General features: G+C 62.8%; 18 protein-coding genes. 10 read left to right on the forward strand and 8 right to left on the reverse strand.

Going from position 1 to position 13,303, the window contains the following annotated elements; translation table 11 throughout:
* From AS156_RS35610 to AS156_RS35635, 6 genes are all read left to right on the forward strand, one after another.
* On the forward strand, nucleotides 1-371 hold a 371-nt coding region (locus AS156_RS35610; protein ID WP_210184207.1), incomplete at its 5' end, for a hypothetical protein.
* Between the two features lie 216 nt (nucleotides 372-587).
* On the forward strand, nucleotides 588-2,207 hold the full coding sequence (locus AS156_RS35615; protein ID WP_066514167.1) for a recombinase family protein: 1,620 nt from the start codon (nucleotides 588-590) through the stop codon (nucleotides 2,205-2,207).
* 256 nt (nucleotides 2,208-2,463) lie between these two features.
* Nucleotides 2,464-2,787 carry an ArsR/SmtB family transcription factor gene (locus tag AS156_RS35620; protein ID WP_066514169.1) on the forward strand — a complete coding sequence of 108 codons (324 nt, stop codon included), beginning with the start codon at nucleotides 2,464-2,466 and terminating at the stop codon, nucleotides 2,785-2,787.
* Entirely contained in the window at nucleotides 2,784-3,212 is a 429-nt protein-coding gene (locus AS156_RS35625) for an SRPBCC family protein (RefSeq protein ID WP_066514170.1), read from the forward strand. The genes AS156_RS35620 and AS156_RS35625 overlap by 4 nt, the downstream gene beginning before the upstream one ends.
* Before the next feature lie 196 nt (nucleotides 3,213-3,408).
* Nucleotides 3,409-3,645: a hypothetical protein gene (locus AS156_RS35630; protein ID WP_066514171.1), complete on the forward strand. Its 237-nt coding sequence runs from the start codon at nucleotides 3,409-3,411 to the stop codon at nucleotides 3,643-3,645.
* 121 nt (nucleotides 3,646-3,766) lie between these two features.
* On the forward strand, nucleotides 3,767-4,198 hold the full coding sequence (locus AS156_RS35635; protein ID WP_066514173.1) for a DUF1801 domain-containing protein: 432 nt from the start codon (nucleotides 3,767-3,769) through the stop codon (nucleotides 4,196-4,198).
* A 240-nt stretch (nucleotides 4,199-4,438) separates the two neighbouring features.
* Here the strand turns inward: AS156_RS35635 and AS156_RS35640 are convergent, their stop codons facing one another.
* The 6 genes from AS156_RS35640 to flgF form a co-directional block, all read right to left on the reverse strand.
* Nucleotides 4,439-4,732 (reverse strand): antibiotic biosynthesis monooxygenase, encoded by a 294-nt coding sequence (locus tag AS156_RS35640; protein ID WP_066514175.1) that lies wholly within the window; start codon nucleotides 4,730-4,732, stop codon nucleotides 4,439-4,441.
* A 99-nt stretch (nucleotides 4,733-4,831) separates the two neighbouring features.
* Nucleotides 4,832-5,269 carry a hypothetical protein gene (locus tag AS156_RS35645; RefSeq protein WP_066514177.1) on the reverse strand — a complete coding sequence of 146 codons (438 nt, stop codon included), beginning with the start codon at nucleotides 5,267-5,269 and terminating at the stop codon, nucleotides 4,832-4,834.
* Nucleotides 5,270-5,514: 245 nt separating this feature from the next.
* Complete coding sequence (gene flgH, locus AS156_RS35650; RefSeq protein ID WP_066514178.1) at nucleotides 5,515-6,267, reverse strand: flagellar basal body L-ring protein FlgH; 753 nt, start codon at nucleotides 6,265-6,267, stop codon at nucleotides 5,515-5,517.
* Between the two features lie 5 nt (nucleotides 6,268-6,272).
* Nucleotides 6,273-7,319 carry a flagellar basal body P-ring formation chaperone FlgA gene (gene flgA, locus AS156_RS35655; RefSeq protein ID WP_136626600.1) on the reverse strand — a complete coding sequence of 349 codons (1,047 nt, stop codon included), beginning with the start codon at nucleotides 7,317-7,319 and terminating at the stop codon, nucleotides 6,273-6,275.
* A gap of 11 nt (nucleotides 7,320-7,330) precedes the next feature.
* Nucleotides 7,331-8,119, reverse strand: a complete 789-nt coding sequence (gene flgG, locus AS156_RS35660) for a flagellar basal-body rod protein FlgG (protein WP_066514182.1) — start codon at nucleotides 8,117-8,119, stop codon at nucleotides 7,331-7,333.
* A gap of 14 nt (nucleotides 8,120-8,133) precedes the next feature.
* On the reverse strand, nucleotides 8,134-8,898 hold the full coding sequence (flgF, locus tag AS156_RS35665; RefSeq protein WP_066514183.1) for a flagellar basal-body rod protein FlgF: 765 nt from the start codon (nucleotides 8,896-8,898) through the stop codon (nucleotides 8,134-8,136).
* Nucleotides 8,899-9,279: 381 nt separating this feature from the next.
* On the opposite strand from flgF, the gene fliL reads away from it, so the two are divergent.
* From fliL to AS156_RS35685, 4 genes are read left to right on the forward strand one after another with little or no spacing between them, the layout of a single operon-like run.
* Entirely contained in the window at nucleotides 9,280-9,768 is a 489-nt protein-coding gene (gene fliL / locus AS156_RS35670; RefSeq protein WP_066514185.1) for a flagellar basal body-associated protein FliL, read from the forward strand.
* 18 nt (nucleotides 9,769-9,786) lie between these two features.
* Nucleotides 9,787-10,989 (forward strand): flagellar motor switch protein FliM, encoded by a 1,203-nt coding sequence (fliM, locus tag AS156_RS35675; protein WP_066514186.1) that lies wholly within the window; start codon nucleotides 9,787-9,789, stop codon nucleotides 10,987-10,989.
* On the forward strand, nucleotides 10,986-11,447 hold the full coding sequence (locus AS156_RS35680) for a DUF6468 domain-containing protein (RefSeq protein ID WP_066514187.1): 462 nt from the start codon (nucleotides 10,986-10,988) through the stop codon (nucleotides 11,445-11,447). Before fliM ends, AS156_RS35680 begins: the two co-directional genes overlap by 4 nt.
* On the forward strand, nucleotides 11,444-12,250 hold the full coding sequence (locus tag AS156_RS35685; protein ID WP_066514188.1) for a MotE family protein: 807 nt from the start codon (nucleotides 11,444-11,446) through the stop codon (nucleotides 12,248-12,250). The genes AS156_RS35680 and AS156_RS35685 overlap by 4 nt, the downstream gene beginning before the upstream one ends.
* A gap of 443 nt (nucleotides 12,251-12,693) precedes the next feature.
* On the opposite strand, the gene AS156_RS41555 is transcribed toward AS156_RS35685, so the two are convergent.
* Together AS156_RS41555 and AS156_RS35695 are read right to left on the reverse strand one after the other, a co-directional pair.
* A complete protein-coding gene (locus AS156_RS41555) occupies nucleotides 12,694-12,966 on the reverse strand; it encodes a hypothetical protein (protein WP_245313215.1) in 273 nt (90 codons plus the stop codon).
* 108 nt (nucleotides 12,967-13,074) lie between these two features.
* Nucleotides 13,075-13,251 carry a hypothetical protein gene (locus AS156_RS35695; protein ID WP_245313216.1) on the reverse strand — a complete coding sequence of 59 codons (177 nt, stop codon included), beginning with the start codon at nucleotides 13,249-13,251 and terminating at the stop codon, nucleotides 13,075-13,077.
* Nucleotides 13,252-13,303: the final 52 nt, after the last annotated feature.

Genomic DNA, 13,303 nt, shown 5'->3' on the forward strand with positions numbered 1-13,303 from the left:
ATAAGTCGGCCCAAGGATCAATGCGCCCTTGGAGGATTTTCAAAATGGATAACAAAGAACGGCTGATCGACGAGTTCGGAGAACTGCTCGCCGATCTCGCAGATGATACGACTAGCAGGCTGCTCGAATACTCTCACGAGGACCGCGCAGAGATCGCCGTTCAGATGGTTGCAGAGGCCGACTTGGCTTTCGCAGCTTGGTTCGATGACGAGGATACCTTTCACACAATCCCGCTCAAGGGCAGCGATTTAGCTCGCAGCATCATTGTAGACGGCAATCTGAAAGCGGCGGAAGAGCTGCACATTGCCTGTATCCCGGCAATCAATCCGATGGGCGCTAAGCTTCTCATCGAGGCAACCCGTGATTTGTGAGAATTGCGGGCGGGGGTGGTAGAATGACCGCACTCGTCCTGCACTTCTGCAAAACAGAACCTCCGGCAGAGCTGCTGTCCTACGTCAGGGAGCTGGCGAGGCGCTTGGCGCGGGAGGATTCAAAACATGAGTCAGTCCAGCCGGTTACCGCCGACTTGCTGAAAGCTCCGGTAGTCGCCAAATCTTAGGGGTTCAAACAAACCCCATGAGGAGACCATGAGAGCCGTTGTTTATGCCCGATTTAGCTCCGATCGCCAGCGCGATCGATCCATCGAGGATCAGATATCATTATGCCGTACCATTGCCGAACGCGAGAACCTGCAAGTAATCGAGGTTTTCGAGGATCGCGCCATCAGCGGTAGCAAGGCCGATCGTCCGGGCTTTGTCAGGCTCATGCAAGCCGCCAAGGCTCGGCAGTTCGATGTGCTGGTCGTCGAGGATCAGGACAGGCTCACGCGTAGCCAGAGCGACTTTCATGCCTGTCGCGAAGCGCTTGGATATCTTGGCATCAAGCTGCTGACCGCCAACGGCGGCTATGTTGATCGGCTCAGCGGGTCGGTCAAAGCGATCATGAACGAGTTATTTTTGACCGGCCTCGCCGATCACACAAGGCGCGGACAGTTCGGTGTTGTCGCCGATGGCCGTCATGCGGGCGGTGTGGTGAACTACGGCTATCGGTCTACCGGTGAACGCGGCATCCTGCAAATTGACGAGGCGGAGGCGGAGATCGTGCGTTCGATCTATGCCGACTTCGCCGCTGGCCAGTCGGCGCTACAGATTGCGAACGCGCTGAATAAGCGCGGTGTGCCAGCGCCGCGCGGCAAGCTGTGGAGCGCAAGCCAATTGAGCGGAAGGAAGTCCAGAGAGAACGGAATTTTGGGCAATCCGATCTATAGCGGCCAGATGGTTTGGAACCGGACTACCAAGACCGCCGATCGCAATCCGGAGACTGGCCGTCGTGGCACGATCGTCAATGACCGCAGTGAGTGGAAACGGAAGGAAGTCCCGCATTTGAGGATCGTTAGCGACGACTTGTTCGATCGCGTGCAGTCGCTCAGGGTAAGGCGTAACAACAATGATCCGCGTTCCGGTGCTGGCGCTATGGCTGGAGCTAGGGCGGCTCGGAAGCCGCGTCATGTCCTGAGCGGACTGATCAAGTGTGCAGCCTGCGGCGCTGGCCTGCAGTCCATTGGATTACATGGCGGTCGTGCGAGACTCCAGTGCAGCAGCCATCGTGAGAATGGTAGCTGTCCAAACGCGCGGATCATTTACCTCGATAGCCTTCTGGCGAAGGTTTCGGCTGGCCTCCGTGAGCACTTGGCTAACCCGACGCTGATCAATGCATTCGTAGCTACCTACAACGAAGAGCGTCGGCGGCTGTCGGCGGCTGCTACCAGCGCAAGGCCAGCCATGGAACGGCGGCTTACGGATATCGACCGGGAATGCGCCAATCTCGTCGAGGCGATCAAGGCCGGTGGATCAGCGGTATCGGTGATCGTGACAGCATTGCAAGGGCTCGAAGCCGAGAAAGACAAGCTCTCTTCCGAGTTGGCTTCGATGCAGGCTGACAACGTGATCGCGTTGCTGCCGTCCGCCGTCCAGCGCTATCGGCGGGTGCTTGATCAGCTTGGCGACGAGCTTGGCCGGGCCGGGCCGGAAGAGATCACGGTCCTGAGGAACTTGATCTCCGGTGTTACGGTCGATGTCGGTGACGACGGTTCCCTGAACCTCGATGTAAGGGGAAGGATCGCTCATCTCTGTTGTGGGTCTATGTCAACACCGGGTGCCGATCGCACCCATGGGGCCCTGAGCAATGAAAAAAAGCACAGGGGGTAGGACCACAGGTGTAACCGGAGCAACCCCGGCTTTCCCTGCGCGATGGCGAGGACTTGACGGGTTTTGCTGAGTTGCCCGTCGGGCGAGCGGCGTGGATGACCATCTGCGACATAACCTCTCAGTTATCACTGGCGGCTGCTCGGTCCCCGACGGGGCCTGCGCAAAAATGCACTAAGAGCGCTGTTCACATTTTTGGGTTGACTCATCCATAGCTGAGCAGTTATATGTTAATCCATAGCCAGCGGGTTATGGATCAATGTCTGAAGCTCACGATGTGCTGTTCAGAACGCTCGCCGATCCAACGCGGCGGGCCATTTTCGAACGGCTGTGCCGCAATGGAGAGCAGACGGTTGGGGCTCTGACCCTGCACGCCGGAATCTCGCAGCCGGCGGTCTCGAAACATCTCGGCGTGCTGAAGCAGGCCGGGCTGGTGCGCGACCGCCATGAGGGACGCCAGACGCACTACAGCGCGCAGCTCGGTGCCCTGTCCCCATTGATCGACTGGACCAGCCAGATGGCCGGCTTCTGGCAGAACCGGTTCGACGACCTCGAAGATCTCCTCAAAAGGATGGACCAATGACCATGCCGACCGAAACGCGCTCCGTGATTGTCGAACGCGACATTTCCCATCCGCCGGAAAAGCTCTGGCGCGCCCTCACGCAACCTCATCTGATCGAGGAGTGGCTCATGAAGAACGACTTCAAGCCCGTGGTCGGGCACAGCTTCAACCTGCGCGGCGACTGGGGCGGCGTGCTGGATTGCAAGGTGCTGGCCGTCGAGCCGAACAAGACGCTGTCCTACACCTGGAATTTTGCGAACCCCGATCCGGCCTTCAATCTCGAGAGCGTGGTGACCTTCACGCTGACGCCGACGGCCGCCGGCACCCATCTGCGCGTCGAGCAGACGGGCTTCCAGCCGCATCAGAAGCAGGCCTATGGCGGCGCTCACGCCGGGTGGAAGCAGTTCCTCGAAAAGCTCGGCGAGGTCCTGGCGCGGGAGGGCTGACCTCGGTCGCGAGGCGATTCGCTCGTTCGGACTGGCTCGTCTCGGGGCAGAACTTGTACGCACGGCTCTACCCCCGTCATTGCGAGCGAAGCGAAGCAATCCATCGTGCCGCGCACGCGGATGTATGGATTGCTTCGTCGCTATCGCTCCTCGCAATGACGGAATCGCATGTTTTCACATCAGCAGGAGGTTTCACTTGAACTGGAACAACTGGATTCGGCAGTTTCACCGCTGGCTGTCGATCGCCTTCACCGTGGCCGTCATCATCAACATCGCCGCCATGATCAAGCAGGAGCAAGCCCTCTGGATCGGACTGCTGGCGCTGTTCCCGCTCATCTTCCTCCTGATTAGCGGCCTGTATCTGTTCGCGCTGCCCTATGCCGCGAGGTGGCGCGGCGGATACGCCGCCGGCGGACGAGTGCTCACCGAATAGCGGTACGACATCGAGGGTGGCGGTGGAGATCGCAAAGGCGACGCCACCGCTTCTATTTTTTACCTCGACCCCGGCATGACCGTTGTGGTTCGATGACGAGTGGCCACAACGCGAGGCATCAATGACTCCATCGGAACGTATCGACCGGATGATCGCAGACCTGACCGACTGGCGCGGCAAGACGTTTGTCAGCATGCGCAAGGCCATCCTCGCGGCCGACCCCGCGATCACGGAGGATTGGAAGTGGATGGGGAGCCCGGTGTGGTATCGCGACGGCATCATTGCGGTCGCCAATGCCCACAAGGGCAAGGTGAAGCTGACCTTCATGTACGGCGCAAGTCTTCCCGATCCCGACAAACTGTTCAACGCCGGACTTGAGGGCAACGCAAGGCGTGCGATCGATTGGCTCGAAGGCGACAAGATCAACGACCGCGCTCTGAAGAATTTGATCAGGGCCGCGATCGAGTTCAATCAGGCGAAATCGAAGAGGCCGGCGAAGAAGGCGGCGACTGCGCCGGCACGCGCGACTGCGAAGAAGAGCAAGAGCGCGTGACGCGTTCGCCTGGCGAGGTGGCGCGGCAGTGAATGATCATTTCGCAGTGGTTGCGTTGAGCCTGCCGCTGAGCGCGCAATGATCGCGACGCGGCGCTAGGCCGCGACGTCGACGACCTGGCCGGCCTTGCCGGCGTTCTTCTGGAACTGCTGTTCGATCAGGTCCTTGATCTTCTGCTCGATGGCCGCGCTGATCCATCGCCGCGCGGTCAGCGTGCGCCGCCGCTTGTGCCTTGGCCGGTCAGGCCATCGTGTGCACGATCACGGGACCCGCGACCGCCGAGGCTTGCCCGACCAGCAGCGGGCCGAGATTGTCGTCGATCCAGGCCAGCGCACGGCGGTTGGCCTCCTCGGCGCCGGCATGGTTGTTGAAGACGCTGATCGCAGTGACGGTGTCGTCGCCGGCATAGACCACGTAATAGGCCATGAAGCCTTCGACGTCGCTGATGATCGGGATCGCGCCTTCCTTGATCCGGCGCGCGAGTTCTTCGGCCGTGCCAGTCTTCGCCTTGGCCTGACGGATGGCGGCATACATGGGACCCTCCTCCCTGCTGCATCGATCGGGGCTGCGCATCGCGCAGGCGCAATCGTACGCCTGCCCGGGCGGAGACGCCATCGGCATCAGGCTCGAGGATCAGCCGAAACGCTTGCTCGCGAACGGATTGGTGCGGCGGTCGGCAGGCGGTTTTGGCAGCCGCGCCACATGGGTAGGCGCCAGCGTGGATTTCGGACCCGGCACGAGCGGCTGCTCCTCCTGCTGCAGGAACAGCGTCGCCTCGAAGCGCACGCCGGGCGCCTGCCTGGCCGTTCCCGAACAGACCGCGGTGGTGCCGTTGAACCTGCCGGTCAGCTCCGCCTCGACCTCGTCGCAGCCGAACACCGTGGTCGGACCGTCGGCAAATCGGCGCGTCGTCAAGGTCGCCGTGAAGCGGTCCTCGTCGAACTCATAGGATCCGCCATAGACGAATACGCAGTCGCCGCCGGAGATCCTGCCGTTTGCGAGGTGGACTATTCCGGTGCCTTCGCCGCGCGGCGTCCGGAACCACGCCGCATATTGACCGTCTCTGAGCATGGTCGAACTGCAACCCCTGCGTGATCGTCTAGCTACGTTGCAATCGTGCAAACGGCTACTGCGCATTGTCACAAGGGTTAACGAACCAAGAAAGTGGTCGCGCAACTTGTCCGCGGCGTCTGATCCCGCTCGCGGTATCGGATTAGGGAAAGCCGCGGCCCTCGCCAGGGGAGCTAGCGAGGGCCGCGTTGGTACACCGCGCCGCGCCTAGGTTCGCGACGAGATGTGGGAGCTCGTGAAAGAGGTCAGAACGGCAGCAGCACGTCCATCACCTGTTGACCGTAGCGCGGCTGCTGCACGTCGGTGATCTGGCCGCGGCCGCCATAGGCGATGCGGGCCTGCGCGATCTTCGAGGAGTCGATGGTGTTGTCGCTCTGGATATCCTCCGGGCGTACGATACCGGCCACGATCAGCTCGCGGATTTCGTAATTGACGCGGATCTCCTGCTTGCCTTCGACCACGAGGTTGCCGTTCGGCAGCACCTGGGTGACGACGGCGGCGACGTTGGTTTGCAGGGCCTCCTGGCGGTTCACCGATCCCTTGCCGTCGCTGTTGGACGATGAGTCGGTGGTGAGGAGGCGGCCGGGCAGCACCTTGTTCGCCTGCGTGATGGTCTGCGAGCCCAGGAAATTGGTGATGCCGGAGTCTTCCGTGCTGGTGCGGCTGCGCTGCGTCTCGTTGGCGATCGCGGCCTTATCGGTGAAGTTCACCGTGATGGTCAGGATGTCGCCGACGCGCGAGGCGCGCTGGTCCTTGAAGAAGGCCCGCGAGCCGCTTCGCCACAGCGAGTTCGGGCTGTAGGAGGCCACCTCAGGCTTCGGCATCGGCATCTGCACCGGCTTGTAGCCGGGTTGCGTGGTCGGGTTGTCGATCGCGGACAGCTTCGGCTGCTCGCCGATCTGCGAGAGTCGGTCGATCGACGAACAGCCGCTGGCGATTGCTCCGAGTGCGCACAGCGCACTGGTCAGGAGGAGGCGGTTGATACGGTACCGGGACATGAACTTTACTCGGCGTTTGGAGCGGCTGAACTGAGCTTGACGGGAGCTGGAGTTGACGGGGTGGCATCGGAGACCGGCGCCGGGCGTGGGGTCGCAACCGTGATCGAGACCTCGCCGCGGCCGGTGACGACGCCTTGCAGGACGCGCTTGGACTGCAAGTTCATCACGCTGACGACGTCGCCTTCGGCACCGCCGTCCATCGCCTTGCCGCGGATCGTGAGATAGAGGCCGCCGTTCTGGTAGCTCAGCGTCACGTTCTGATCGCGGGTGACGAGGTCGGGCTTGGCCAGATCGGCGACGCGCAGCGCCCGGCCGGCGCCGAGCTGGCGGCGGGCCTGCATGCCGACGACGCTGTCGCGCACCGCGGCGTCGGTGCCGACCTCGACCTTCGGGCGGCGTTCGACCACCACGTCGGAGGCCTTCAACACATCGCCGCGTTCGACGCTGCGGGTCAGGATCGCGGCCTCGACGGTCTCGATCGCGGTTCCGGTGAAGCGCAGCTTCAGCGGCGCGGCGCCGGAGGCGTTGCCGATCTCGAAGGTGACGTCGAAGCGCGTGCTGCGGGGGTCGTAGCGCACAGCGATCGGCTGCAGCGCGCCGGTGTTGGTGGCTTCGAGGCGGAGATCGCCGGGATCGCGGTCGAAGGTTAGGGCGATGTCGGCGGCACTGCCGAGGCCGCGGCGGTGCGCCAGCGCGTGCGCCACCTGTTGCTCGATCTCCTTGTTGTCGATGGTGCGCGCCAGCCGCGTCACCGTGACCTCCTTGAGATCGCGGGTGTCGACGCCGATGATCTGGCGCGCGCGCAGCGTGTTCAGGACCTGCGTGACCGGCAGCGTGCCGGTGGTGCCGAGATCCGGCGCGCGGTAGATCGCGATGGTGGCGGCGCTGCCGGCATTGTCGACGAGGTCGCCGACCCGCACGATGTCGTCCGAGACCGTCACGTTGGCGCGCAGTGTCGGCGGCGCGATGGCCTCGCTCTCGCTTTGCGCGATCGACGGCGTCACGGCGGCCACGAGCAGGGCGGCAGCGAGCAGGAGCGGGCGGGCGATCATCGAAATTATCCTCAGCGGAACAGGTTGGAGGTCGACTGCATCATCTGGTCGGCCGCCGAGATCACCTTGGAGTTCATCTCGTAGGCACGCTGCGCGGCGATCAGGTTGGAGATTTCCGAGACCACCTCGACGTTTGCTTGTTCGAGGTTGCCCTGCTGCATGTCGCCATAGCCGTCGGTCGAGGCGATGCCGTCCTGCGGCTGGCCCGAGGCCGGCGTCTCCGTGAACAGGTTGTCGCCGATCGGGTTCAGGCCAGCCTTGTTGATGAAGCGCGTCAGGCCGATCTGGCCGATCGTGGTCGATGCGGTCTGGCCGGGCAGTGTCACCGAAACCTGGCCCTGCGTGTTGATGGTGATGCCGGAGGCGTTCTGCGGGATCGTGATCGTCGGCTGCACCGGGTTGCCCTGGGCGTTGACGATACGGCCCTGGTTGTCCATCTGGAACGAACCGTCGCGGGTGTAGGTGAAGGTGCCGTCCGGCATCAGGATCTTGAAGAAGCCTTCGCCGCGAACCGCGATGTCGAGATCGTTGCCGGTCGGCGACAGTGTGCCCTGGGTCATCATCCGCGGCGTGCCGACGGTCTTGACGCCGCCGCCGAGATCGATGCCCATCGGCAGGATCGTGTTCTGTTGCGAGGCCTGCGCGCCGACGCGACGCACATGGTCGTAGATCAGGTCCTGGAACGCGGCGCGTTGCTTCTTGTAACCGGTGGTCTGCAGGTTCGCGATGTTGTTGGAGATCACCTGGACGTTGAGTTCCTGGGCCGCCATTCCGGTCGCAGCGGTATAGAGTGCGCGCATGGGTCAGCCTCCGATCAGGTCGGCACGTCGGCGAGCTTTTCGATCGCCGACTTGTGCAGGTCGCTCTGCTGCTGCAGCAGCGTCGCGATTTGGGTGTAGGTCCGCGTGATCTCGATCATGCGGCTCATCTCGGCCACGGAATTGACGTTCGATTTCTCGATGAAGCCCTGGCGCAGCATCGATTGGGTATCGTTGACCGGCACCGCGCCTTCGCCCGGCGCATAGAGGTTGGAGCCCTCTTTCAGCAGGCGCTGCGCCTCCGGGAACGACACCAGGCGGAGCCTGCCGCGCACCGAGTCGAGGGTCGAGGTGCCCTCGAGCACGGTGATGTTGCCGTCGGCGGCGATGTTGACGTCGTGATCGGTCTGCTGGAACGTGATCGGGCCGGAATTGCCGAGCACCTGGTAGCCGTCGGAAGTGACGAGCTGGCCCTGGTTGTTGATCTGCAGATTGCCGTCGCGTGTGTAGCGTTCGCCGGCCGGCGTCTGCACCACGAGGAATCCGCTACCGTCGATCGCGACATCGAGCGGGTTCTTGGTCTCTTCGGTCGGGCCCTGCGAGAAGTCGTGATATGTGGCGCGGTCCTGGACGAAGGACACGCGGCGGTCGCTGCCGGCGAAATTGTCCTCGTGCGCGCTCGACGACAGATATTCCTGGAACAAGGACCGGTCGGCCTTGAAGCCATTGGTGTTCATGTTCGCGATGTTGTTGGCGACGACATCGATCTGCCGCTCCAGCACCATCTGCTTCGATAGTCCGATCAGAAGCGCGTTCTGCATCGGTGGCTCTCCCCTGTGAGGTGATCCGACTGCAGAGGCTCTCCCAAGCCTTCACTCCGGACCGTCGTTAACCTTCGGGCTCTCCCAAGGCCGCGGGTTACGCCATCCTCTCAGCGAAAGCCGTGCCAACTCCAAATGCGATGATATTTGAAAGGGTTGCGTGTTTCTCGGGGCGTCGGGCAGGCGGCAGAAAGGTCTTGTTGACCATGTTTGCCCGGCAGTTTTTTCCTAGTTGAACGACAATCCTAAGGTTCCGTTAACCATTATGACCCTAGCGTTGCCGGCATTGGGGCGCGTGTGCGCCGGCGGCATTTGTATCGCGTCTTAAGGCCTGGGCTGGTGGCAATCGCGTTCGCATCCTTCAATTGAAGCGGGCGGACGATGGCGGACGAGGACAAGACGGAGGGCGGCGAGGGCGCGGCCGCTCCGAAAAAGGGCAAGCTCAAGCTGATCATTGCCGCCGTCGGATTCCTCGTCATCGTCGGTGCCGGCGCGAGCGGATGGTTCTTCTTCATGCGCGGTCACGGCGACGAGCAGCACGCCGAAGCGCCGCCGCCGAAGCCGCCGTCCTTCGTCGACGTTCCGGACATGCTGGTCAACCTGGTCGGCGCGCCCGGCGAACGCGTGCAATATCTGAAGCTGAAGCTGGTGCTCGAGGTCAAGGAAGAGAAGCAGGCCGAGGCGATCAAGCCGTCGCTGCCGCGCGTGACCGACCTGTTCCAGACCTACATGCGCGAGCTGCGCCCGAGCGACCTCAACGGTTCGGCCGGCCTGTTTCGCCTCAAGGAAGAGCTGACCAAGCGCGTCAATCTGGCACTCGCACCCAACCAGGTGAACGCGGTGCTGTTCAAGGAAGTCGTGATCCAGTGACAGGGCGGATGTAAAGCCATGGCCGGCAACGACCTGATGGACCAGGACGCCATTGCGGCGCAGTGGGAAGCCTCGCTCGACTCCGAGGATCCCGCCGCCGCCGCCGCGGAGGCTGCCAAGAACGAACTCACCGAGAGCATGGCGCTGCAATGGGCGGCTATGGTCGAGGACGGCAGCCGCGACTTCGGCAGCAAGACCACCAACGGCGAGCGCGTGTTGTCGCAGGAGGAGATCGACAATCTCCTCGGCTTCACCGTCGGCGACGTCAGTCTCGACGATCATTCCGGCATCCGCGCCATCATCGATTCCGCGATGGTGTCCTACGAGCGTCTGCCGATGCTCGAAATCGTGTTCGACCGCCTGGTGCGGCTGATGACGACGAGCCTGCGCAACTTCACCTCCGACAATGTCGAGGTCTCGCTCGACCGCATCACCTCGGTGCGCTTCGGCGACTACATGAATTCGATCCCGCTGCCGGCAGTGCTCTCCGTGTTCAAGGCGGAGGAGTGGGAGAATTTCGGTCTCGCCACGGTCGATTCCAGCCTGATCTATTCGATGATCGACGTGCTGCTCGGTGGCCGCCGCGGCCAGACCCAGCTCCGGATCGAGGGCCGGCCCTACACCACGATCGAGACCAACCTGGTCAAGCGGCTGGTCGAGGTGGTGCTCGCCGACGCCGAGCAGGCGTTCCGCCCGCTGTCGCCGGTGACCTTCACGATCGACCGGCTCGAGACCAATCCGCGCTTCGCCGCGATCAGCCGGCCCGCCAATGCCGCGATCCTGGTGCGGCTGCGCATCGACATGGAAGACCGCGGCGGCAACGTCGAATTGCTGCTGCCCTACGCCACCATCGAACCGATCCGCAACGTGCTGTTGCAGATGTTCATGGGCGAGAAGTTCGGCCGCGACCCGATCTGGGAAGGCCATTTCGCGACCGAGGTGGCGCAGGCCGAGATCTCGGTCGACGCCGTGCTCTACGAGGCCGACATTCCGCTGAAGCAATTGATGCGGCTGAAGGTCGGCGACACGCTGCCGCTCGAGATCGGCGCCGACTCGCTGGTGTCGGTCCGCTGCGGCAACGTCACCCTGACTGAAGGACGGATGGGTCGCGTCGGCGACCGCGTCGCCATCCGCGTCACCAAGAATTTGCGCAAGCCGCAAACCACCTTCGCGATGTTCGAGAAGGCGGACGAGCAGACAAAGATGATGGAGGCACCATGAGTCATGTGCTTGGACTAGCAATCGAGAGCCTGGTGGCCGTGCTTCTGATGCTGACGATCGGCTATTGTTGGTTGCTCAACAAGCGGCTGCAGCGGCTGAAGGCGGATGAGCATTCGCTGAAGGCGACGATCGCCGAACTGATCACCGCGACGGAAATCGCCGAGCGCGCGATCGGCGGGCTCAAGCACGCCGTGCGCGACGTCAACGAGAATCTCGGCAACCGGCTTGACGAGGCGACGCAGATGTCGGCGCAGCTGAAGAACCAGCTTGCCGAAGGTGATCACGTGGTGCGCCGCCTGTCCAAGATCGCGCTTGCCGCGCGGCCGGTTGCTCCCGCACCGGCGGCGCCTATGCAGGCACCGGTGGCGCCGGCACCCAAGGTCTCCGCGGCGCGTGCGGTCGCGGCGGCGGCCGAAGCCTTCACCGAGCGCCGGAGGGCCAGCGGCCTCGCTGCATGAAGTCGTTCCGTGACATCAGAGTGATGCCGGTCGTGCTGACCGCGGTCTTCGGCCTGATGGTGCTGAAGGTCGCGGGCCTGGTGCTCGATGGCGGCTATGTGTTCGACTACACCCCGCAGCCGACCGGGCCGTCGTGGGCGCAGGAGAATTTCAACTTCCCGGGCGGCAACAAGGCCGCTGTCGACGACAGGGCCAGGATCGATTCCGGCGACGTCACGGGATCGGTCGAGAACAAGGAGACCAAGAAGGACGAAGCGCCGAAGCCGGCGGCTCCCGCGGCAACGCCGCCCAAGCCCGACGGCGTGGCGGTCAATATGGATCAGACCGCGCCGCCGGTGTCGGCGACGGAGCGCGCGATCCTGGAACGGCTGCAGGCGCGCCGCCAGGAGCTCGATCAGCGCGCGCGTGAGGTCGAGATCCGCGAAAGCCTGCTGAAGGCGGCCGAGAAGCGCATCGAGAGCAAGGTCGAGGAAGCCAAGGCCAACGATGCCAAGGCGAGCGCCGACGCCGCGGCGAAGGCGGAGGCCGAGGCTGCCCGCTTCAAGGGCATCATCACGATGTACGAGAACATGAAGCCCAAGGACGCCGCCAAGGTGTTCGATCGCCTGGACATGAACGTGCTCTATCAGATTGCCTCGCAGATCCAGCCGCGCAAGATGTCCGATATCCTCGGTCAGATGCAGCCGGAGGCCGCCGAGCGGCTCACGGTCGAACTCGCCCGCCGCGCCAGCGGCGACAACTCGGCGGCCGCCGACGATCTCCCCAAGATCGAGGGCACGCTGCTGACGCCGAAGACGAATTGAGGGATAACGTAGTTCTTTCGTCCGGAAGATAGGTCTCGTGGGATGGCTTTGCGAATCCGTCAGTCCGCGGAGTCTCGACCACCGGGCGGTTTCGTCAGTCCCTGCCTTATGTCTTCGGCTTGCTCCCTCGTCAGCTTTTCGGCCAAGCGGGGGCCCGTTAGGAGTGCCGGTCCCTTGCGGTCTCGATCATAAACCATCCAGCCAGTGGTTCCCTGTCGAACGAGAAACCTAGCCTGCAGGGGTGCTGCGTTCTTCAACGATACCTCCCGATTGTCGGGGCCGGCGGTCTCAAGATAACACCGCTCGGCAGCGCCTATTCCTGAACTGAGACACCAAAGTCCCCAGCAGGAAATCTACAGCACGGTTCATGCCAGCGGCCGGGGCTGGATTCCTCGTTTAGGCGTGAATGGAATTTGACGTGGCGGTCCCAGACCATGCTGACGCTACGACAGGAACTTGCTCATCTCGCCTGCTTCGTCCATTTGGCGAGCTTTTTGAAACCGAAGTTCGCGGGCGGGGCCGCTCGGCATCCTGTGGGCGGAAGCTCTAAGGCGCTTAGCCGCTTGAGCGAGACGATGTTCGAGGGTCAGCGTGTGGTTGATCCGTCGGCGACGTTTCTTTTCCATGGTGATTTCCGCAACAGGGTTCTGATCCTTGATGCGGAAGTAGATCTGCCCTGGGAGCGATAGCGCCGCTACATAAGTTAATTTTGACAATTGTAAAATTTGGACCGTTGGAGGAACTATTTTGCGAACAGGTCCTTGCCCTGCGTCATCCGAATGCTTTCGTGAACCTTCTCCAGCCAGCCGCGCTCGATCGCCAGATTAGGCCAGCCTGTACTCTGCGGGCGTCGTCATGTCCTCAAGCAAGAAGGGGCCGTTGATCTTCTCAATGTAGATCCGGCGATCTTGGATCGGCTCGAACGCGCGGGCATGTTCCACAAGCCTGCGCGCGGCTTTTTCTGGATTGGAACAGGAGCCTTCTTCCTTCAGCTTCTTCATTACTTTCTATCGTTCTTCTCAGCCACCAGGGATGGTTGCCCGCTGGGGCAGT

The sequence above is a fragment of the Bradyrhizobium macuxiense genome (assembly GCF_001542415.1).
Classification (GTDB): domain Bacteria; phylum Pseudomonadota; class Alphaproteobacteria; order Rhizobiales; family Xanthobacteraceae; genus Bradyrhizobium; species Bradyrhizobium macuxiense.

Bases quoted from the DNA above. Each gene is read 5' to 3' on its own strand.
- AS156_RS35615 (WP_066514167.1), top strand. From the start codon at position 588: ATGAGAGCCGTTGTTTATGCCCGATTTAGCTCCGATCGCCAGCGCGAT.
- AS156_RS35620 (WP_066514169.1), top strand. From the start codon at position 2,464: ATGTCTGAAGCTCACGATGTGCTGTTCAGAACGCTCGCCGATCCAACG.
- AS156_RS35625 (WP_066514170.1), top strand. From the start codon at position 2,784: ATGACCATGCCGACCGAAACGCGCTCCGTGATTGTCGAACGCGACATT.
- AS156_RS35635 (WP_066514173.1), top strand. From the start codon at position 3,767: ATGACTCCATCGGAACGTATCGACCGGATGATCGCAGACCTGACCGAC.
- AS156_RS35640 (WP_066514175.1), bottom strand. From the start codon at position 4,732: ATGTATGCCGCCATCCGTCAGGCCAAGGCGAAGACTGGCACGGCCGAA.
- AS156_RS35645 (WP_066514177.1), bottom strand. From the start codon at position 5,269: ATGCTCAGAGACGGTCAATATGCGGCGTGGTTCCGGACGCCGCGCGGC.
- flgH (WP_066514178.1), bottom strand. From the start codon at position 6,267: ATGTCCCGGTACCGTATCAACCGCCTCCTCCTGACCAGTGCGCTGTGC.
- flgA (WP_136626600.1), bottom strand. From the start codon at position 7,319: ATGATCGCCCGCCCGCTCCTGCTCGCTGCCGCCCTGCTCGTGGCCGCC.
- flgG (WP_066514182.1), bottom strand. From the start codon at position 8,119: ATGCGCGCACTCTATACCGCTGCGACCGGAATGGCGGCCCAGGAACTC.
- flgF (WP_066514183.1), bottom strand. From the start codon at position 8,898: ATGCAGAACGCGCTTCTGATCGGACTATCGAAGCAGATGGTGCTGGAG.
- fliL (WP_066514185.1), top strand. From the start codon at position 9,280: ATGGCGGACGAGGACAAGACGGAGGGCGGCGAGGGCGCGGCCGCTCCG.
- fliM (WP_066514186.1), top strand. From the start codon at position 9,787: ATGGCCGGCAACGACCTGATGGACCAGGACGCCATTGCGGCGCAGTGG.
- AS156_RS35680 (WP_066514187.1), top strand. From the start codon at position 10,986: ATGAGTCATGTGCTTGGACTAGCAATCGAGAGCCTGGTGGCCGTGCTT.
- AS156_RS35685 (WP_066514188.1), top strand. From the start codon at position 11,444: ATGAAGTCGTTCCGTGACATCAGAGTGATGCCGGTCGTGCTGACCGCG.
- AS156_RS35695 (WP_245313216.1), bottom strand. From the start codon at position 13,251: ATGAAGAAGCTGAAGGAAGAAGGCTCCTGTTCCAATCCAGAAAAAGCC.